The organism is Blastococcus sp. DSM 46786, assembly GCF_900109665.1.
Lineage (GTDB): Bacteria > Actinomycetota > Actinomycetes > Mycobacteriales > Geodermatophilaceae > Blastococcus > Blastococcus carthaginiensis.
Genome location: NZ_FOAO01000001.1, coordinates 351,320 through 369,252 on the forward strand (window position 1 = coordinate 351,320; position 17,933 = coordinate 369,252).

General features: G+C 76.5%; 21 protein-coding genes. 5 read left to right on the forward strand and 16 right to left on the reverse strand.

Going from position 1 to position 17,933, the window contains the following annotated elements; genetic code table 11:
• Positions 1-7 precede the first annotated feature (7 nt).
• From tsaE to BMW62_RS01725, 12 genes are all read right to left on the reverse strand, one after another.
• Entirely contained in the window at positions 8-460 is a 453-nt protein-coding gene (gene tsaE, locus BMW62_RS01670; RefSeq protein WP_091929069.1) for a tRNA (adenosine(37)-N6)-threonylcarbamoyltransferase complex ATPase subunit type 1 TsaE, read from the reverse strand.
• Positions 457-1,095, reverse strand: a complete 639-nt coding sequence (locus BMW62_RS01675; protein WP_091929070.1) for a uracil-DNA glycosylase — start codon at positions 1,093-1,095, stop codon at positions 457-459. The genes tsaE and BMW62_RS01675 overlap by 4 nt, the downstream gene beginning before the upstream one ends.
• Before the next feature lie 44 nt (positions 1,096-1,139).
• Positions 1,140-2,345 (reverse strand): alpha/beta fold hydrolase, encoded by a 1,206-nt coding sequence (locus BMW62_RS01680; RefSeq protein ID WP_091929071.1) that lies wholly within the window; start codon positions 2,343-2,345, stop codon positions 1,140-1,142.
• On the reverse strand, positions 2,345-3,481 hold the full coding sequence (gene alr / locus BMW62_RS01685) for an alanine racemase (protein ID WP_091929072.1): 1,137 nt from the start codon (positions 3,479-3,481) through the stop codon (positions 2,345-2,347). The genes BMW62_RS01680 and alr overlap by 1 nt, the downstream gene beginning before the upstream one ends.
• On the reverse strand, positions 3,478-4,944 hold the full coding sequence (locus BMW62_RS01690; RefSeq protein WP_091929073.1) for an NAD(P)H-hydrate dehydratase: 1,467 nt from the start codon (positions 4,942-4,944) through the stop codon (positions 3,478-3,480). The genes alr and BMW62_RS01690 overlap by 4 nt, the downstream gene beginning before the upstream one ends.
• Entirely contained in the window at positions 4,941-5,327 is a 387-nt protein-coding gene (locus BMW62_RS01695) for a holo-ACP synthase (RefSeq protein WP_091929074.1), read from the reverse strand. Before BMW62_RS01695 ends, BMW62_RS01690 begins: the two co-directional genes overlap by 4 nt.
• Before the next feature lie 154 nt (positions 5,328-5,481).
• Positions 5,482-7,359, reverse strand: a complete 1,878-nt coding sequence (gene glmS, locus BMW62_RS01700; RefSeq protein ID WP_091929075.1) for a glutamine--fructose-6-phosphate transaminase (isomerizing) — start codon at positions 7,357-7,359, stop codon at positions 5,482-5,484.
• Between the two features lie 80 nt (positions 7,360-7,439).
• A complete protein-coding gene (gene glmM / locus BMW62_RS01705; RefSeq protein WP_091929076.1) occupies positions 7,440-8,786 on the reverse strand; it encodes a phosphoglucosamine mutase in 1,347 nt (448 codons plus the stop codon).
• A 20-nt stretch (positions 8,787-8,806) separates the two neighbouring features.
• A complete protein-coding gene (gene rpsI, locus BMW62_RS01710; RefSeq protein WP_091929077.1) occupies positions 8,807-9,226 on the reverse strand; it encodes a 30S ribosomal protein S9 in 420 nt (139 codons plus the stop codon).
• The gene (gene rplM / locus BMW62_RS01715) at positions 9,223-9,666 is read right to left on the reverse strand and encodes a 50S ribosomal protein L13 (protein ID WP_091929078.1); all 444 of its coding nucleotides are present in this window, start codon (positions 9,664-9,666) and stop codon (positions 9,223-9,225) included. Before rplM ends, rpsI begins: the two co-directional genes overlap by 4 nt.
• A 144-nt stretch (positions 9,667-9,810) precedes the next feature.
• Positions 9,811-10,299 (reverse strand): beta-class carbonic anhydrase, encoded by a 489-nt coding sequence (locus BMW62_RS01720; protein WP_091929079.1) that lies wholly within the window; start codon positions 10,297-10,299, stop codon positions 9,811-9,813.
• Positions 10,292-11,302: a PfkB family carbohydrate kinase gene (locus tag BMW62_RS01725; protein WP_091929080.1), complete on the reverse strand. Its 1,011-nt coding sequence runs from the start codon at positions 11,300-11,302 to the stop codon at positions 10,292-10,294. The genes BMW62_RS01720 and BMW62_RS01725 overlap by 8 nt, the downstream gene beginning before the upstream one ends.
• A 51-nt stretch (positions 11,303-11,353) precedes the next feature.
• On the opposite strand from BMW62_RS01725, the gene glp reads away from it, so the two are divergent.
• From glp to BMW62_RS01740, 3 genes are read left to right on the forward strand one after another with little or no spacing between them, the layout of a single operon-like run.
• Complete coding sequence (glp, locus tag BMW62_RS01730) at positions 11,354-12,565, forward strand: molybdopterin molybdotransferase MoeA (RefSeq protein WP_244523774.1); 1,212 nt, start codon at positions 11,354-11,356, stop codon at positions 12,563-12,565.
• Positions 12,562-13,035 (forward strand): cyclic pyranopterin monophosphate synthase MoaC, encoded by a 474-nt coding sequence (gene moaC / locus BMW62_RS01735; RefSeq protein WP_091929082.1) that lies wholly within the window; start codon positions 12,562-12,564, stop codon positions 13,033-13,035. The genes glp and moaC overlap by 4 nt, the downstream gene beginning before the upstream one ends.
• A complete protein-coding gene (locus BMW62_RS01740; RefSeq protein WP_211434932.1) occupies positions 13,032-13,532 on the forward strand; it encodes a MogA/MoaB family molybdenum cofactor biosynthesis protein in 501 nt (166 codons plus the stop codon). The genes moaC and BMW62_RS01740 overlap by 4 nt, the downstream gene beginning before the upstream one ends.
• Positions 13,533-13,544: 12 nt before the next feature.
• Here the strand turns inward: BMW62_RS01740 and BMW62_RS01745 are convergent, their stop codons facing one another.
• From BMW62_RS01745 to fdhD, 3 genes are all read right to left on the reverse strand, one after another.
• On the reverse strand, positions 13,545-14,558 hold the full coding sequence (locus BMW62_RS01745) for a hypothetical protein (protein ID WP_091929083.1): 1,014 nt from the start codon (positions 14,556-14,558) through the stop codon (positions 13,545-13,547).
• Positions 14,555-14,881, reverse strand: coding sequence for a PadR family transcriptional regulator (locus tag BMW62_RS01750; RefSeq protein ID WP_091929084.1), 327 nt, complete (start codon positions 14,879-14,881; stop codon positions 14,555-14,557). The genes BMW62_RS01745 and BMW62_RS01750 overlap by 4 nt, the downstream gene beginning before the upstream one ends.
• 69 nt (positions 14,882-14,950) lie before the next feature.
• The gene (gene fdhD, locus BMW62_RS01755; RefSeq protein WP_091929183.1) at positions 14,951-15,781 is read right to left on the reverse strand and encodes a formate dehydrogenase accessory sulfurtransferase FdhD; all 831 of its coding nucleotides are present in this window, start codon (positions 15,779-15,781) and stop codon (positions 14,951-14,953) included.
• Between the two features lie 40 nt (positions 15,782-15,821).
• On the opposite strand from fdhD, the gene BMW62_RS01760 reads away from it, so the two are divergent.
• Positions 15,822-16,412, forward strand: a complete 591-nt coding sequence (locus tag BMW62_RS01760; RefSeq protein WP_244523775.1) for a molybdenum cofactor guanylyltransferase — start codon at positions 15,822-15,824, stop codon at positions 16,410-16,412.
• Between the two features lie 9 nt (positions 16,413-16,421).
• Complete coding sequence (locus BMW62_RS01765; protein WP_091929086.1) at positions 16,422-17,087, forward strand: NAD(P)H-binding protein; 666 nt, start codon at positions 16,422-16,424, stop codon at positions 17,085-17,087.
• Between the two features lie 31 nt (positions 17,088-17,118).
• Here BMW62_RS01765 and truA read toward each other — a convergent pair whose 3' ends face one another.
• The gene (gene truA / locus BMW62_RS01770; RefSeq protein ID WP_244523776.1) at positions 17,119-17,913 is read right to left on the reverse strand and encodes a tRNA pseudouridine(38-40) synthase TruA; all 795 of its coding nucleotides are present in this window, start codon (positions 17,911-17,913) and stop codon (positions 17,119-17,121) included.
• Between the last annotated feature and the right edge of the window lie 20 nt (positions 17,914-17,933).

The following is a 17,933-nucleotide window of genomic DNA, read 5'->3' on the forward strand; positions in this document are numbered from 1 at the left end:
GCCCGTGTCAGCCCCCGTCGAGCCGGTCGGCCCACCCCGGACCGTGCGGCACCAGCAGGGCCGTGCGGACGTCGTCGTCCCGCCGGTCCAGCCGCACCTCCAGGTGCTCGTCGGCCAGCTGCTCGACCAGCCCCTGCCCCCATTCGACGACGGTCACCGACTCGTCGGTCGAGGCATCGAGGTCGAGGTCGTCGACGTCGGCGTGCCCGCCGAGCCGGTAGGCGTCGACGTGCACCAGCGGGAGGCGACCGCCGCGGTGCACCCGGGCGATGACGAACGTGGGCGAGGTGACCGGCTCCCGGACGCCGAGACCCGCGCCGATGCCCTGGGCGAGGGCGGTCTTGCCCGCACCGAGCGGGCCGACCAGCACCAGCAGGTCACCGGGGCGGGAGAGGGCCGCCAGCGCCTCGCCCAGGGCGTGGGTGTCGGCCGGATCGGGCAGCACGTGCTCGCGTTTCACGCGTGCTCCTCCAGCGAGCCGGCGACGGCGGTCAGGTCGGCCAGCAGCCCGGCGCGCGGGGCGCCCTTCGGGCCGAACCGGATGGCGGCCGACGGGTGGTAGGTCGCCCAGACGGCGCGGCCGTCGACCTCGTGCGGGCGGCCGCGGACGGCGGCCAGGACGGTGCGCGGGCCGAGGAACCACTTGGCCGAGGAGAGCCCCAGCGCGACGACGACGGGGCTGCCGAGCAGCTCCAGCTGGCGGCGCAGCCAGCCGCTGCACCGCGCCACCTCCGGCGCCTTCGGGGTGCGGTTGCCGGGGGGCCGGCACTTGACCACGTTGAGCACCGCCGCCTGCCCGCGGTCGAGGCCGGCCTCGGCGAGGAGCTGGTCCAGCAGCGCACCCGACTTCCCGACGAACGGCCGGCCGGTCTCGTCCTCGGTCGCACCCGGCGCCTCGCCCACCAGCACGAAGCGCGGGCGGCCGGTGCGCGGCACGTCCCCGACGACCACGTGCTGCCGGGCCGCGGCCAGCTCGGGGCAGGCCACGCAGGAGCGGGCGGTCTCCGCGAGGGCCGCCCAGCCGGGCGCGGCCGCCGCGATGCGGGCCACCTCGTCGGCGGCGGCGTCGAGCCGGGGCGGGCGGGGAGCGGCCACCCCCGCACCCTAGCCGCGGCGGCTGACCCGCCCGGGCGGCCGGGTCAGCTCGTCGCGCCGACGTCCGCCCCGGCCGCCACCCGGCGGAGCAGTCCCGCGATCGCCCGGCTCACCTCGCCGGGCTGCTCCAGGAGCACCATGTGCCCGGCGCCGGGCACGACCACGTACTCGACGGCGTTCTCCCCGGTCTGCGTGAGCCGCTCGACGATGAGCTCGCTGTGCTCCTGCGGGATCATCGTGTCCCGGTCACCTGTCAGCACGAGGGTGGGGACCCGGCGCAGCGGCTCCAGGCGCCCGGTCTCGTCGAGGCCGGCCAGCGCCGGGTAGAACTCGGCGATGACGTCGACCGGCGTGCCCGCGATCATCGCGTCGACGTAGCGCACCAGGGCCGGGTCCACGTCGGACGAGCCGAACGAGAGCGCCTTGGTCGCCGCCGACACCAGGTCGGCCGCCACCCGGCGGGTGCGCTCGGCGAACGAGGGCCGGTGCCGCATGGTCCACGCGGCGACCGGCAGCACCGCGGCACGCACGCGGGTGAGCATCTCGGGCAGCCCGAAGCTCAGGTCGGCGAGATTCCCGCTGGAGGTGGAGAGCAGCGCGGCACCCCGCACCCGCGTGCCGAACAGCTCGGGCCGCAGCGCGGCGAGCCCCATGATCGTCATGCCGCCCATCGAGTGCCCCACCAGGAGCACCGGGCCCCGGGGTGCGCGGGCGTCCAGGACCGCGAGCAGGTCGCGAGCCAGCTGGTCGATGGTGGAGTGCTCCGGTGCACCGCGGCCGGACGAGCCGTGACCCCGCTGGTCGAAGAAGACCAGGCGGGCCTGCGGGCGGTGCCCGTTCCCGGTCGCGAGCTCCGCGCCGAGCGTGCGGCGCTGGAACGCCCACGACGCCATCGACAGCGTGTAGCCGTGCACGAAGACGACGGTCAGCGGCGCGTCGCGGGGGCCGATCTCCTCGACCGAGAGGAGCACGCCGTCGTCGGCCTGCACCAGCGCGGTGCGGTCGGCCGGCCGCGCCTCGGCGCCGAGGGGGTCGACCTGCCGGAGCCGGCTCTCGGCCAGCGCCGACGTCACCTCCGCCGCCGGGCCCAGCTCGGCGGCGCGCACCCGGCGGGCCGCGACGCGGCTGAGGGCGACGCCGGCGGCGGTGCCCGCGGCGGCCAGCCCGACGGCGGCACCGACCACACCGGCGGCGCGCCCCTTCGGGTGCTCGGCCGCGCGCCGGGGCGGCTGCGGGCGCCTGCGGGCCATCAGACCGCCCCCGCCGACCCGACGTAGCGGCGGGCGAACCGGCCGCCGATCCGGGTGACCAGCTCGTAGTGGATGGTGCCGACGGCGTCCGCCCACTGCTGGGCGGTGGGCTCCCCCGCGTCCCCCGGCCCCCAGAGGACCACCTCGTCGCCGGCGGCGATCGGGTCGTCCCCGACGTCGAGGACGAACTGGTCCATGCACACCCGCCCGGCGATGGTCCGCTGCTTCCCCGCCGCGAGGACGGGCGCGGTGTTGCCCCCGGCCCGCGGCACCCCGTCGGCGTAGCCGGCGGGCACCAGGGCCAGCGTGGTCTCGGCCGCGGTCGCGTAGGTGTGGCCATAGGAGACCCCCGCGCGGGCGGGGACCCGCTTGGTCAGCGCGACGCGGGCGCGCACCGTCATCGCCGGCCGCAGCCCGTGGTCGGCGGCGTCGCCGCCGAGCGGGTCCAGCCCGTAGACGGCGACGCCGGGGCGCACCATGTCGTACCAGGTGCCGGGCAGCGCGACCGTCGCCGCCGAGTTGGCCAGGTGCCGGCGGAAGTCGGTGAGCCCGGCCGCCCGGGCGACCGCGACCGCCTCCTCGAACACCCGCACCTGCGCGCCGATGGTCGGGTGGTCCGGGGCGTCGGCGTAGGCGAGGTGGCTCCACAGCCCGGTGACCACGACATCCCCGTCGGCCTCCGCCCGGGCCGCCGCGGCGACGAGCGCGGGCCACTCGGCGACGGGGGCACCTTCCCGGGAGAGCCCGGTGTCGACGAACAGGTGCAGCCGGGCGGTCCGGCCGGTCGCCCGGGCCGCGGCCACCACCTCGGCCAGGCCCCAGGTGGCGTTGACCGACACCTCGACGTCGGCGGCGAGCGCAGCGGCGACGTCCGCACCCGGGCCGTTCAGCCAGGCCAGCACCGGTGCCGTGACGCCGGCGGCCCGCAGGGCCAGCGCCTCGCTCACGACGGCGACGCCGAGCTGGTCGGCGCCGCCGACGAGCGCGGCCCGCGCCGCGGGCACCAGGCCGTGCCCGTACCCGTCGGCCTTGACGACCGCCATCAGCGGCCGGCCGACCCGCTCGCGCAGCACCGCGGTGTTCGCCGCGATCGCGTCGAGGTCGACGACCACCTCGGCACCGGTCCCGTTCGTCACGCCCCCGAGTCTGGCAGGCCGGCCGACGGGGTACCGCGCACCCGCGCGACCGCCTCCGGCAGGTGTCGGACGACGTCGCCGGCGATGAACGGTCCGTGCGCCGCGGCGACCTGCCCGGCCCGGCCGTGCACGTGCGCGGCCACCGCCGCCGCCTCGACCGCGGGCAGGTCCGCGGCGAGCAGCGCACCGGCGATCCCCGAGAGCACGTCCCCCGTGCCGGCGGTGGCCAGCCACGGGGTGCCGGTGCCGTTGACGAAGGCGGTCCCGTCCGGGTCGGCGACCACGGTCGCGTCGCCCTTCAGCAGGACGACGGCCCCCAGGTCCGCGGCCAGCCGGCGGGTGGCCCCGATCCGGTCGTCGCCGGGCTCGGTGCCGAAGCGGGCGAACTCCCGGTCGTGCGGGGTGAGCACGGTCGGTGCCGACCGGCGGCGCACCAGCTCCGGCTCGGCGGCCAGCAGGGTCAGCCCGTCTGCGTCGACGAGCACGGGCAGGTCGGTGGCGAGCACCTCGGCCAGCACGCTGCGGGCGTCGTCCCCGGTGCCCAGACCCGGTCCGATCACCCACGCCTGCACACGGCCGGCGTCCCCCGGCCGGCCGTCGGTGACGATCGCCTCCGGCCACGCGGCCCGGACCCCGTCGGCGGCCGTCCCGGCGTAGCGCACCAGCCCGGGCCGGGTGCGCAGCGCCGCCCCGGTGCAGAGGACGCCGGCCCCCGGGTAGGTGGCCGAGCCGGCGACGACGCCGACGACCCCCTGCGAGTACTTGTCGTCGTCGGCATCCGGGAGCGGCAGGCGGGCGGCGGCGTCGGCGTCGGTCAGCTGCCGGGCCGACGGCGCCGGCAGGTGCGGCCCCAGCCCGATGTCGACCAGGTGCACCTGCCCGGCGTGACCGCGCCCGGCCCCGACGACCAGACCCGGCTTGACCGCTCCGAAGGTGACCGTGTGCATCGCCGGGAAGGCGGCGCCGGGCACGGCGCCGGTGTCGGCGTCCACCCCGCTGGGCAGGTCGACGGCGACCATCAGTGCGGGGCCTGCCGCGGCCCGATCGACCAGCGCGGCGGCCGGTTCGCGGAGCCCGCCGGAGCCCCCGAGGCCGACGATCCCGTCGAGCACGAGGTCCGACCGGTCGAGCACCGGTCCGGCCGCCGCCGCCTCGACGGTGCGGCCACCGGCGCGGCGGAAGGCGGCGAGCGCCGCCGGGTGGGCGCGGTCGGGGGCGAGCAGGACGGCGGTCGCGCGCGCCCCCCGGGCGGCGAGCCGCGCGCCGGCGAAGAGCGCGTCGCCCCCGTTGTCCCCCGCACCCGCCAGGACGGTGACCCGGGCGCCGTAGGGGCGGCCCAGCAGCCGCAGGCACACGGTGGCCAGGCCGGCGGCCGCGCGCTGCATGAGCGCGCCGTCGGGCAGGGCGGCCAGCAGCGGGGCCTCGGCCGCGCGGACGTCGGCGGCCGTGTGCAGCTCGATCATGTCGCCTCCCGGGTCAGACCCTCGGCGACGACCACCGCGGAGGCGATGCCGCCGTCGTGGCTCAGCGAGACGTGCCACGAGGTGACGCCGAGCTGGGCGGCCCGCCCGGCCACCGATCCGCGCACGGCCAGGTGCGGCCGCCCGTGGGCGCCGACGGTCACCTCGGCGTCGTGCCAGTGCAGGTCACCCGGGGCGCCGAGTGCCTTTGCGAGGGCCTCCTTGGCGGCGAACCGCGCGGCCAGCGACTCCCCGGTCCGCGGGGCGCCCGACGGCGTGCGCTGCTCGTCGGGGGTGAACAGCCGATCGCGCAGCCCCGGCGTCCGGGTCAGCGACCGCGCGAAGCGGTCGACCGGCACGACATCGATCCCCACCCCGATGATCACGCCGCCCAGTCTGCCGCGCCGACGTCCGGGGCGCCCGGCGCCGTCCAGCCCGCCCGGCGCCGTCCTCCCCCACCGCAACGCGTCCTCCCCCACCGTCTGCCGTGCGGGAGGACACGCCAGGATCAGCTCACCTGATCATCGCGGCGGGCGGCCGCTACTCGACGGTGACGCTCTTGGCGAGGTTGCGCGGCTGGTCGACGTCGTAGCCGCGGGTGTCGGCGATCTCGCAGGACAGCACCTGCAGCGGCACCGTCGTCACCACCGGGGCCATGAGCGTCGGCGTGCGGGGCACCCGGATCAGCTCGTCGGCGAAGGGGACGACGTCCTCGTCCCCCTCCTCGGCGATCACGATCGTGCGCGCCCCGCGGGCCCGCACCTCCTGGATGTTGGAGACGACCTTGCCGTGCACCGAGTTGCGGCTGCGCGGCGAGGGCACGATCACGACGACCGGGGTCCCCTGGTCGATGACGGCGATCGGGCCGTGCTTCAGCTCGCCGGCCGCGAAGCCCTCCGCGTGGATGTAGGCGAGTTCTTTCAGCTTCAGCGCCCCCTCGAGCGCCACCGGGAAGCCGACATGCCGGCCCAGGAAGAGAATCGTGTTCGCGTCGGCCAGCGACCGGCCCAGCGCGCGCACCGGCTCCATCTGCTCGAGCACCCGCTCCACGGCGTCGGGCAGCTGCCGCAGGTCCTCGACGATCGCGGCGATCTCGTCCTCGTACTTCACGCCGCGCACCTGGGCCAGGAACAGCCCGACGAGGTAGCAGGCCACGATCTGGGCGAGGAACGCCTTGGTCGAGGCGACCGCGATCTCGGGGCCGGCGTGGGTGTAGAGGACGGCGTCGGACTCGCGCGGGATGGTCGAGCCGTTGGCGTTGCAGATCGCCAGCACGCGGGCCTTCTGGTCCTTGGCGTGGCGCAGCGCCATCAAAGTGTCCATCGTCTCGCCCGACTGGCTGATGACGACGACGAGCGTGGACCGGTCCAGCACCGGGTCGCGGTAGCGGAACTCGCTGGCGACCTCCACCTCGACCGGGATCCGGGTCCAGTGCTCGATGGCGTACTTGGCGATCAGGCCGGCGTGGTAGCTGGTGCCGCAGGAGACGACGAAGATCTTGTCGATGTCGCGGAGCTCCTGGTCCGACAGCCGGACCTCGTCGAGGACGAGCTCGCCGTCCTCGCTCAGCCGGCCGAGCAGCGTGTCGGCGATCGCCTGCGGCTGCTCGGCGATCTCCTTGAGCATGAACCAGTCGTAGCCGCCCTTCTCGGCGGCGGCGGCGTCCCAGTCGACGGTGTAGGCGGTGGGCTCGGCCGGTGTGCCGTCGAAGCCGGTCACCGCGAGCCCCCGGGTGCGGTGGATCTCGACCACCTGGTCCTGGCCGAGCTCGCGCGCCTGCTTGGTGTGCCCGATGAACGCGGCGACGTCGGACCCCAGGAAGTACTCGGCGGTGCCCTCGGCCGTCTCCCCGATGCCGACCACCAGCGGGCTGCTGCGCCGGGCGGCGACGAGCGTGTCGGGCTCGGCGACGTGCGTGGCGACGAGGGTGAACGCTCCCTCCAGCCGCCGGCAGACCGCGCGCATCGCCTCGGCCAGCCGGCCGGGCCCCTCCGGCGTCGACCCGTAGACGGCGGCCAGCAGGTGGGCGACGACCTCGGTGTCGGTCTCCGAGCTGAACTCCACGCCGGTGGCCTCGCACTCGGCCCGCAGCGCGGCGAAGTTCTCGATGATCCCGTTGTGGATCACCGCGACCGTGGCGTCGGCGGAGACGTGCGGGTGGGCGTTCCGGTCGGTTGGGCCGCCGTGGGTGGCCCAGCGCGTGTGCCCGATGCCGATCGTCGCCGCCGGGAGCGGCTGGTCGGCGAGCAGCTTCTCCAGGTTGGCGAGCTTGCCCGCCTTCTTGGCCCACCTCAGCTCACCGTCGGCCACGACGGCGATGCCGGCCGAGTCGTACCCCCGGTACTCCAATCGCCGCAGTCCTTCCAGGACGACGTCCCGGGCGTCCTGCGGGCCGACGTATCCCACGATGCCGCACATTGGTCCGAGGGTACCGGGGACCGCGCCCCGTCCGTCCCCGCGCGCGGAGGCACGGCCCCGAAGGGTGAGGGCGGTGGGGGTCAGCCGACCGCGGCGACGACGGCCGCGAGCCGCTGCGCGACGGCGTCGGCCTGCTCCTGCGTGGGCGCCTCCACCATGACGCGGACCAGCTGCTCCGTGCCCGACGGCCGGAGCAGGACCCGCCCGGTGCCGCCGAGCTCGGCCTCCACCGCGTTGACCGCGGCGGCGACCTCGTCGCTCGCGGACACCGCGAGGCGGTCGGAGACGGGCACGTTCACCAGGACCTGCGGCAGCCGCTGCACCACGGAGGCGAGCTCCGCCAGCGAGGCGCCGGTGCCGGCCATCCGGGAGAGCAGGGCCAGCCCGGTGAGCAGGCCGTCGCCGGTGGTGGCGTGCTCCAGGAAGACCAGGTGCCCGCTCTGCTCACCGCCGAGGCTCAGGTCGTGCGCGCGCAGGGCCTCCAGCACGTAGCGGTCACCGACCGCCGTCGTGCTCACCGAGATGCCGGCGTCGCGCATCGTGTGGTGGAAGCCGAGGTTGCTCATCACCGTGGCGACGACGGTGTCCGACTTCAGCGCCCCGCGCTCGTGCAGGTCGAGCGCGCAGATCGCGAGGATGGCGTCGCCGTCGACGACCTCGCCGTCGGCGGTCACGGCCAGGCACCGGTCGGCGTCCCCGTCGTGGGCCAGCCCGATGTCGGCGCCGCGCGCCCGGACGGCCTCGACCAGCGGCCCGAGGTGCGTGGACCCCACGCCGTCGTTGATGTTCCAGCCGTCGGGCTCGCAGCCGATGGCGTGCACCGTGGCCCCCGCGCGCCGGTAGACCTCGGGGGCGGCGGCCGCAGCCGCGCCGTGCGCGGCGTCCACGACGACCGAGACTCCGCTCAGCGGGCGGTCGACGGTCGAGAGCAGGTGCTCGACGTAGGCGTCGGTGCCGTCGGCGAGCGCGCTGACGCGGCCGATGGAGCTCCCGGTGGGGCGGTGCCCGTCGGAGGAGCCGGAGGTGACGGTCCGCTCGATGGCGGCCTCGAGAGCGTCGGGCAGCTTGTGCCCACCGCGGCTGAACAACTTGATGCCGTTGTCGGGCATCGGGTTGTGGCTGGCCGAGATCATGACGCCGAGGTCGGCGCCGCTGCGGCCGGTCAGCCAGGCCAGCGCCGGGGTCGGCACGACCCCGGCGAGGAGCACCTCGGCTCCCGCGCTCGCGAGACCCGCGACGACCGCGGCCTCGAGCATCTCCCCGCTGGCACGGGGGTCGCGGCCGACGACCGCGACGGGACGCGAGGTCCCGTCGCGGTCGGCGAGCACGCCTGCGGCGGCACGTGCCACCGAGAGGGCCAGCTCCGGCGTGAGGTCGGAGTTGGCCCGACCCCGGACGCCGTCGGTCCCGAAGAGTCTCCCCCCCATGGACGACGCCGCCGTACCGGTCAGCGCTTGGAGTACTGAGGCGCCTTGCGGGCCTTCTTGAGCCCGTACTTCTTGCGCTCCTTGACCCGCGGGTCACGGGTGAGGAAGCCGGCCTTCTTGAGGGCCGGGCGGTCCTCGGCCTCGACCTCGATGAGGGCGCGGGCGATGGCCAGGCGCAGCGCGCCGGCCTGCCCGGTGACGCCGCCACCCTTGAGGATGCCGACGACGTCGTACTGCTCGGCCTTCTCGAGGGTCACGAACGGCTCACGGATGAGCTGCTGGTGCACCTTGTTCGGGAAGTACTCCTCGAGGGAGCGGCCGTTGAGCGTGAACTGGCCGGTGCCGGGGAGCAGCCGCACGCGGACGACGGCCTCCTTGCGACGGCCGACGGTCTGCACCGGACGCCCCTCGGCGTCGGTCACGGTCAGTGCGCTGGTCACTGGGCCACCTGCTTGATCTCGTAGGTCTGGGGCTGCTGCGCGGCGTGCGGGTGCTCCGGGCCGGCGTAGACCTTGAGCTTCTTCAGCATCTGCCGACCCAGCGTGTTGTGCGGGAGCATGCCCTTGATGGCGCGCTCGATGACGCGGTCGGGGTGCGTGCGCAGCTGGTCACCCACGTTGATGGTCTTGAGACCACCCGGGTGACCGGAGTGCCGGTAGGCGAGCTTGTCGTCCCGCTTGGACCCGGTCAGGGCGACCTTGCCGGCGTTGACGATGACGACGAAGTCGCCGACGTCCACGTGCGGGGCGTACTGGGGCTTGTGCTTGCCGCGCAGGAGCTGCGCGGTCTGGCTGGCCAGTCGACCGAGCACCACATCGGTGGCGTCGATGACGTGCCAGGCCCGGGCGACCTCGCCGGGCTTGGGGGTGTACGTGCGCACGGCGCGCGTCCTCCGTCGTCGTCGGGATGGCTGGTGGGATCGCCTCGCCGAGCACGGGAGACGGATCTGCACGCGCGGCACCAGCCGGCACGCGCGCCAACCGGGCACGATACCAGCAGGGTCGGAGCGGTCTTCCGCCCGCGCTCACACGACGGTGCGCAGCCGACCGCTGTCGACGTCGTAGACCGTTCCCCGCACCTCGGCGGCGAGCAGGTACGGGGACTCGCGCACCAGCCGCACCGACTCCCGGACGTCGTCGTCGACGTCGGCGAAGGCGCGCATCGGCCACGGCGGGCGCTGCCCGGCCGCCTGCTCGACCTGGTCGGCGAAGGCGGCCTCGTCGGCCCCGGCCAGGCCGCAACGGGTGTGGTGCACCAGCACCACCTCGCGGGTGCCGAGCACGTGCTGGGAGATGGCGAGCGAGCGCAGCACGTCGTCGGTCACCACACCGCCGGCGTTGCGGATGACGTGCGCCTCACCCGGCACCAGCCCCAGCAGCCGGTAGACGTCCATCCGGGCGTCCATGCACGCCACCACGGCCGTGCCCCGGGAGGGGCGTGCCGGCCCACCGAGCCCGGGGGCCTGCTCCGCCCAGGCCGCGTTCGTCTCGAGCATCCGGTCGATCTCAGCCACGACCGGACGATAACCGGGCGCCGTGCCGGTCGCGCTCCCGGTCGATCACCTCGGCCAGCGCCGCCGGGTCCAGCGCCGGCCGGCCTCCCGCGTGCGCCACCGTGGAGGCCGCCGCCGCGGCGCCGAGCCACGCTGCCTCCTCCGGACCGCCCCGGCCGTGCAGCGCCGCGACGAGGGCGGCCACCCAGACGTCCCCGGCACCGGTGGGGTCGACCGGTGGGCCGCCCAGCCGCGGCACGAGCAGCTCGCCGTCGGTCCACGCCGGGTCGACCTCCCCGATCCCCGCTGCCGCACCGGGCGCGGGGCCTGCGCGCCACGCCACCAGGTCGCCCTGCTCGCCGACCGCCAGCGCCACCAGCCGGGGGCCCGCCGCGAGCAGCCGCGCGGCGGCGTCCCGCGCGTCGTCCAGCCCGGACAGCCGCCGGCCCACCAGGAGCTCGGCCTCGGCGGCGTCGGCCCGGACGACGTCCGCGCGCCCGAGCACCGCGTCCCGGGTCGCCGCGTCCTCCGGTGCCCCGTCGGCCACGACGAGCGCCGTCCGGGGCACCCGCTCCAGCGCCGCGCGCACGGCCGCACCCGGTTGCTGCAGCTGGAGGCTCAGCACCTGGCAGCCCGCGACCGTCCCGCCGGCGGTGGCCACGTCGGCGGGGGTGAGCAGCGCACCGGGCGGGACGTCCTCGACCAGCCGCCGCCGGCCGCCGTCCTCGACCAGGTCCAGCAGGAGCGCGGTCGGCGTGCCCGGCCGGGGAACGACGCAGGAGACGTCGATGCCGTCGGCTGCCGCCTGCGCCAGCACGTCCCGCCCCGCGGCGTCGTCCCCGACGACGCCGACCAGCGCCACCGGGACACCGAGCTGCACGAGAGCGACCGCCTGGTTGGCCCCCTTCCCGCCGAGCAGCTCCGCACGGCCCGTGGCGGGGGCCGAGCCGCCGGCCTCCGGCACCGCCGGGAGCCGCAGCACCAGGTCGCGGCCGACCTGCCCCAGCACGACGACCGCTGCCATGCACGCACCTCCCGCCCACCGCCGCTGTCGGGTGCGCGGCGATGGGCGAGGATGTGCCCCGTGCGGACGGTCGAGGAACACCAGGCAGCGGTGGACGCCCTGCTGCGCGCCCTGCCCGAGGAGACCGTGCCCCTGGCCGAGGCGCACGGCCGGGTGCTTGCGCGCGACGTCGTCGCCGAGGTGCCGCTGCCCGGCTTCGACAACTCGGCGATGGACGGTTACGCGGGCCGGTGGGCCGAGCTCGCCGGCGCGGACGGTGGCCCGGTGCGGCTGCCGGTGGCCGAGGACATCCCCGCCGGGCGCACCGACGTCGTCCCGCTGGCGCCGGGCACCGTCCACCGCATCATGACCGGGGCCCCGCTGCCCCCGGGCGCGGACGTCGTCGTCCCCGTGGAGCTCACCGACGGCGGCACGGACGTCGTGGAGATCCGCGACCGGCCCGCGGCAGGGAGCCACCTGCGGGGCGCCGGTGAGGACATCGCCGCCGGCACCGTCGCGCTCTGCGCCGGCGCCCCGCTCGGCGCCGCCCAGCTGGGCCTGGCCGCGGCGGTGGGCGTCTCGGAGCTCGTCGTGCGGCGCCGGCCGCGGGTGCTGGTCCTCTCCACCGGCAGCGAGCTGGTCGCGCCGGGGCAGCCACTCTCGCGCGGCCAGATCTACGAGTCGAACTCCGCACTGCTGGCCGCCGCGGTGGAGGAGGCCGGGGGCGTGCCGCGGCGGCTGCACTTCGTCCCCGACGACGTCGACCAGTTCCTCGCGACCGTGCGCGCCGAGCTGGCCACGGCGGACCTGCTGATCACCAGCGGCGGCGTCAGCGCCGGCGCCTACGAGGTCGTGAAGGACGCCTTCCGCACGCTCGGCACGGTGGAGTTCGGCAAGGTCGCGATGCAGCCCGGCGGCCCGCAGGGTGCCGGCACCGTCGACGGCGTCCCCGTGGTCACCCTGCCCGGCAACCCGGTCAGCGCCTTCGTCTCCTTCGAGGTGTTCGTCCGCCCGGCGCTGCGCCGCGCCCTCGGGCACACCGCACCCGACCGCCTGCGGGCGCCGGCGCGGCTGTCCGGGCCGCTGCGCTCCCCCGCGGGCCGCCGCCAGTTCCTGCGCGGCCGCTACGACGGCGGCGAGGTCTCCCAGGTCGGCGGGCCCGGCTCGCACCTGGTCGCGCACCTGGCCCGGGCCAACTGCCTGGTCGTCGTGCCCGAGGACGTCACCGAACTACCCGCCGGCGCCTCCGTGGACGTCGTGCTGATCGAGGGAGCACTCCAGTGAGCGAGCCGCGTCTCACCCACGTCGACGAGTCCGGCGCCGCCCGGATGGTCGACGTCTCCGCGAAGACCGTGACCGCCCGCGAGGCCACCGCCGCCGGCCGGGTGCTGGTCAGCCCGGAGGTCGTGGGCCTGCTGCGCGGCGAGGGGGTGCCCAAGGGCGACGCCGTGGCCGTGGCGCGGATCGCCGGCATCGCCGGGGCCAAGCGGACGCCGGACCTCGTGCCGCTGTGCCACCCGATCGCGCTGCACGGGGTCACCGTCGACCTCGAGGTCGCCGACGACGCCGTCGAGATCACCGCGACCGCCCGCACCGCCGACCGCACCGGGGTGGAGATGGAGGCGCTCACGGCGGTCACCGTGGCCGGGCTGACCATGATCGACATGGTGAAGGCGGTCGACCCGCGGGCGGCCATCACCGACGTCCGGTTGCTGCGCAAGTCCGGCGGCAAGAGCGGCGAGTGGAGTCGGTGACCGCCCCGCTGCCGCCGGACGCCCGCGCGATGGTGCTCACGGCCTCCAACCGCGCCTACGCCGGCGTCTACGACGACCGCAGCGGCAAGGCCCTCGCCGCGGGCCTGCGAGAGCTCGGGTTCGACGTGGAGGGGCCGCACGTGCGACCGGACGACGCGACCGAACTGGAGGCCGTGCTCCGCAACGCGGTCGACGCCGGGTTCGACGTCGTCCTCACCACCGGCGGCACGGGGCTCTCCCCCACCGACGTCACCCCCGAGGCCACCCGCGCGGTGCTGGAGCGGGAGGCGCCGGGCATCGCCGAGGCGGTCCGCCGCTACGGGGCCGAGCGCGGGGTGCCGACGGCGGTCCTCTCCCGCGGCCTGGCCGGGACGGCGGGGCGCACCCTGATCGTCAACCTGCCCGGCTCGACCGGCGGGGTGAAGGACGGGCTCGCCGTCCTGGCGCCGCTGCTCCCGCACGTGGTCAGCCAGCTGCGCGGCGGCGACCACAGCTGACCGCCGCGGGGATCAGCGGCTCCGGTCGCCGGTGGCCCCGGCCGGCAGCGCGCGCACGTGCCGGACACCGGACGCCCCGGTGACCAGGACCGTTCCGGCGAGGAGGACCAGCCCGGTGACGACGACGGCCCGGTAGCCGGCCACGCCGCCGTAGGTCAGCTGGCCCGCCAACGACGGGAGCAGCGCGACGCCCAGTGCGGCGACGCCCAGCCGCCCCACCGCCGTCGCCGATGGGCGGGACAGCACGGCCGCCCCGGCAGCGACGAGCGCCACCACCCACCAGCCGACCGGCTGGCCCAGCGCCAGCAACCACGCCCCCGGCTCGCGCTCCGGCCTCGAGGCGGCCCACCCGGCCGTCGCGACGACCGGCCCCAGGAGGGTGACGAGGGCCGGGACGACGACCTGCCACCGGGCCCTCCGGGGCGCCGGCTCGGCGGGCACGAGCACGGCCGCGAGCAGCGGCACCGCCCACGTGACCAGCGACAGCACCGCCGGCAGCGTCGTCGGCCCGCCGAGCCGCAGCGACGTGGCGAGCACCAGGCCGAGGAGGGCTGCGACGGCGAGCGGCCGGGCGGTCGACGCACCGCGGACCAGGCACACCGCCAGGGCCACGAGGAGGACGTCCACGACATGCCCGAGGGCCGCCTCCGGACGGAGGAGCAGCGGCCCGGGGAGCTGCGGGGCGGGCACACCCGGCACGAGGCCGTGGACCCACGCCGCCATGGCCAGGCCGACCAGGCCCTGCGTCGCCAGCGCGACGCTGCCCGTCAGTGCGACCAGGCGCACCGTCCGCCCGGCTGCGACGGCGCGGATCGTCGCTCCCGGCGCCCCCAGGTGCAGTCGAAGCGCCAGCCGCAGGACGTCGAGGCGGTCGGCCGGCGTGGGGCTGCCGAACTCGGCGTACTCCGGATCGTCCCGGGTGGTGGCCGCCAGGTACGTCCCGACCATGTCGTCGGCCCACCGGGAGCGGGCGGGCTCCGGGAGGAGGCGCAGCAGCCGCCGGTACCGCTCCTCGAGGGGGCTCATGCCGGGCGCACCGCCAGCCGCCCCCGGACAGCGCGGGCGTTGGCCTCCAGGCGCGCCACCTCGGCCTCCAGCACCTGCCGGCCCGCGCCGGTGAGCCGGTAGTACCGGCGCACCCGCCCGGCGTGCACCTCCTCGCGCTCCGGCTCGATGGCCCCCTCTGCCACCAGCCGGTCGAGCACCCCGTACAGGGTGCCGACCCGCAGCCTCACCCGGCCGCCGGAGAGCTCCTCCACCTCGCCGATCACGCCGTAGCCGTGCCGGGGCCGGTCGGCGAGCGCCGCCAGCACGAGGAAGGCGGGCTCGGTGAGCGGCCGTGCGGTCACCGCCCCAGGCTAGCGCCTCATGCATCGTCTGGCGATGCATCGGCAGGCGGGTGCTGTCGAGCGGTACGCCTATGCGGGCAGCTCGATCCGCTCGGTGCGGGTGTAGACGTTGCAGCCGTCGCCGCGCAGGAAGCCGACCAGGGTGATGCCCACCTCGCGCGCCAGCTCCACCGCCAGGGACGACGGTGCCGAGACCGCGGCCAGCACCGGGATGCCCGCCATGGCCGCCTTCTGGGTCAGCTCGAAGCTGGCCCGGCCGCTCACCATCAGCACCTGCCCGGCCAGCGGCAGCCGGCCCTCGCGGACGCCGTCGCCGATCACCTTGTCCACGGCGTTGTGCCGGCCGACGTCCTCCCGCAGGGCGCGCAGCTCCCCGTCGGCGGTGAACAGCCCGGCCGCGTGCAGCCCGCCGGTCTTGTCGAAGACCTGCTGCGCGGCGCGCAGCCGGTCGGGCAGCGCCAGCAGCACCTCCAGCGGCAGCTCCACCGCGTCGGCGGCGACGTCGAAGGAGGTCTTGGTGCGGATGGCGTCGATGCTCGCCTTGCCGCACACGCCACAGGAGCTGGAGGTGTAGAAGTTCCGCTCCAGGCCGGTGTCGGGCACCGGCACGCCGGGCGCGAGGTCGACGTCCACGATGTTGTAGGTGTTGCGGCCGTCGGCGTCCACGGAGTCGCAGTAGCGCAGACCGGCGACGTCGTCGGCCCCGCGGATCACGCCCTCGGTCGCCAGGAACCCGTGCACCAGGTCGAAGTCGTCGCCGGGCGTGCGCATCGTGATCGCGAGGGCGGTGCCGCCCAGCCGGATCTCCAGCGGCTCTTCCGCGGCGACCGTGTCGGGCCGGGTGGTGTGCTGCGGACCGCGGATTCGCAGCACCGGGGTGCGGCTGGTGACTCGTCCCACGCGGGCGACGGTACCCATGCCGCGCGCCTACGGTGACGGTGTGGACCCGCTGACCCTCTACTCGGCCGTGGTCCTGGCCGGTGGCCGGGCCGAACGGCTCGGCGGGCAGGCCAAGCCCCAGCTGCGCGTCGGCGGCCGGACGCTGCTCGGCACCGTCCTCGACGCGGTGGCCGATGCCCGGCGGCGGGTCGTGGTCGGACCCGCGCAGGAGGTCCCCGCCGGCGTCCTCCTGATGCGCGAGACGCCGCCCGGCGGGGGGCCGGTGACTGCGCTGCGCGCCGGTCTGGAGCACGTGGACACCGCCACCGTCGTCGTCCTCGCCGCCGACCTCCCGTTCCTCACCGCCGACCTCGTCGGAGCGCTGCGCCGGCGGCTGCGCCGCGACGGGGTGCTGGTGGTCGACGACACCGGCCGCGACCAGTTCCTGCTCGGCGCCTGGCGCACCGCGGCGCTACGCGCGGCCGTGGCGGACCCGGCCGGCCCCCGGGCGCTGCACCGGGTGGTGTCCGGGCTCGACGTCGACCGCTGGTCCCCGCCCGTCGAGCCAGGGCGGCCCGCTCCGTGGCTGGACTGCGACACCCCGGAAGAGCTGGCGCGGGCTCGGGCGGTAGGGGGGATGCCTCCCGGGTAGGGCCCGGGAATGCGCATCGTCATCGCCGGGGCCCACGGGCAGGTCGCCCGCCGCCTCGGCCGTCTGCTGTCCAGCCGCGGCGACACCGTCGTCGGCCTCGTCCGCAACCCCGACCACCGGGCCGACCTGGAGGCCGACGGCACCACGCCGGCGGTGATCGACCTCGAATCCGCCTCGGTCGACGACGTCGCCGAGGTGGTGCGAGGCGCCGACGCCGTCGTCTTCGCCGCGGGCGCCGGCCCGGGCAGCGGGGCCGAGCGGAAGGACAGCGTCGACCGGGGCGCCGCGGTGCTGCTCGCCGACGCCGCCGAGCGCGCGGGCGTGCGCCCCTACCTGCTGGTCTCCTCCATGGGCACCGACCTCGTGGCCGGGAGCGGCACGCCCGAGGGCCTCGACGACGTGTTCGCCGCCTACCTGCGCGCGAAGCTGGCCGCCGAGCAGGACCTCCTCGCGCGTCCGGGGCTGGCGGTGACCGTGCTGCGACCGGGCGGGCTCACCGACGACGCCGGCACGGGCCAGGTCACCCTCGACCGGCACGTCGAGCGGGGGGAGATCCCGCGCGACGACGTCGCCGCCGTCCTGCTGGAGTTCCTGGACCACCCGCGCGACGGTGCGGTCGTCGAGCTGGTCGCGGGCGGGACGCCGATCGCGGAGGCGGTCGCCGCGGTGCCGTGATCGACCCGGGCGACGCCCGCCGGCCCCGGCGTCACCCGTTCCTGCGGGCCCGGGTGACGCCGGTCCGGGCGGCGAGCCCGGCGTCCGGCGGGTAGTCGACATCGATCAACGTCAGCCCGTGGGCGGGGGCGACCGGCACCTCGCTGGCGCGGCCGGTGCGCTGCAGCAGGCCGGCCGGCCAGTCCAACGGGCGCCGCCCCTCGCCGACCGCGATCAACCCGCCCACGAGGCTGCGCACCATGGAGTGGCAGAAGGCGTCGGCCGAGGCGTCGATGCGGACCACCTCGACGCCGGCGTCCTCCGCCACGCGCGAGACGCTCAGCCGCAGCAGCGTGCGGATGGTGGTCGCCCCCTCCCGCCGCTTGCAGAACGCCGCGAAGTCGTGCTCGCCGAGGAGCAGCCCGGCGGCGAGGTCCATGGCGGCGGCGTCGAGCCGGCGGGGCCAGGCCACCGTGTCGGTGCGGCGCAGCGGCGGCGATCCGGCCGGGTCGTCGGTCAGCCGGTAGGCGTAGTGGCGGGCCAGGGCACCGAAGCGCGCGTCGAAGTCCGGGTGCGCCTCGGTGACCGAGCGGACCACGACGTCCGGCGGCAGCACGCCCCGCAGCCGGCGGACCAGCTTCGCGTGCTGCTCGGTCCACACCCCCTGCGGCACGTCGCAGTGCACGACCTGGCCGGTGGCGTGCACGCCCGCATCGGTGCGGCCGGCCACCGTGAGGTCGACGTTCCGGCGCAGCACCGTCGCGAGACCGCGCTCCAACTCTTCCTGCACGGTCCGCACCGCCGGCTGGCGGGCCCAGCCGTGGAAGCCGGTGCCGTCGTACTGCACGGCCAGCCGGAGACGGACGA